This window comes from Rossellomorea vietnamensis (genome assembly GCF_008180415.1).
GTDB classification, from domain to species: domain Bacteria; phylum Bacillota; class Bacilli; order Bacillales; family Bacillaceae_B; genus Rossellomorea; species Rossellomorea vietnamensis_C.
Genome location: NZ_VTEI01000042.1, coordinates 1 through 652, shown reverse-complemented (window position 1 = coordinate 652; position 652 = coordinate 1). Strand labels below are relative to the sequence as shown.

Annotated in this window: 2 rRNA genes; both read right to left on the bottom strand. The window is 47.6% G+C overall.

The features are described from left to right. A 23S ribosomal RNA gene (locus tag FZC78_RS23375) occupies window positions 1-252 on the bottom strand; the annotation flags it as partial. A gap of 205 nt (window positions 253-457) precedes the next feature. Then, window positions 458-652, bottom strand: a 16S ribosomal RNA gene (locus FZC78_RS23370); the annotation flags it as partial.

Below are 652 nucleotides of genomic sequence, written 5' to 3'. Positions count from 1 at the left end.
CGCCGCTACTCAGGGAATCGCGTTTGCTTTCTCTTCCTCCGGGTACTTAGATGTTTCAGTTCCCCGGGTCTGCCTTCCATACTCTATGTATTCAAGTATGGATACTGCACCATTACGTGCAGCGGGTTTCCCCATTCGGAAATCTCCGGATCAAAGCTTACTTACAGCTCCCCGAAGCATATCGGTGTTAGTCCCGTCCTTCATCGGCTCCTAGTGCCAAGGCATCCACCGTGCGCCCTTTCTAACTTAACCAWATGGTTAATCTAACAATATCTCATAAGAGATATCCTAAAATGGCGATTCTCGGTTCTTTCTTGACTTTCTTCTTCTAACTTTATCTAGTTTTCAAAGAACAATTATGGTTGGCTGTTTCACTTCCGTAAAACGCCCTGACAGTTATTAAACCATCAAAACTGAACAAAACCAAATCAAAACGTCACGTCTCATATATCCTTAGAAAGGAGGTGATCCAGCCGCACCTTCCGATACGGCTACCTTGTTACGACTTCACCCCAATCATCTGTCCCACCTTAGGCGGCTGGCTCCAAAAGGTTACCTCACCGACTTCGGGTGTTACAAACTCTCGTGGTGTGACGGGCGGTGTGTACAAGGCCCGGGAACGTATTCACCGCGGCATGCTGATCCGCGATTA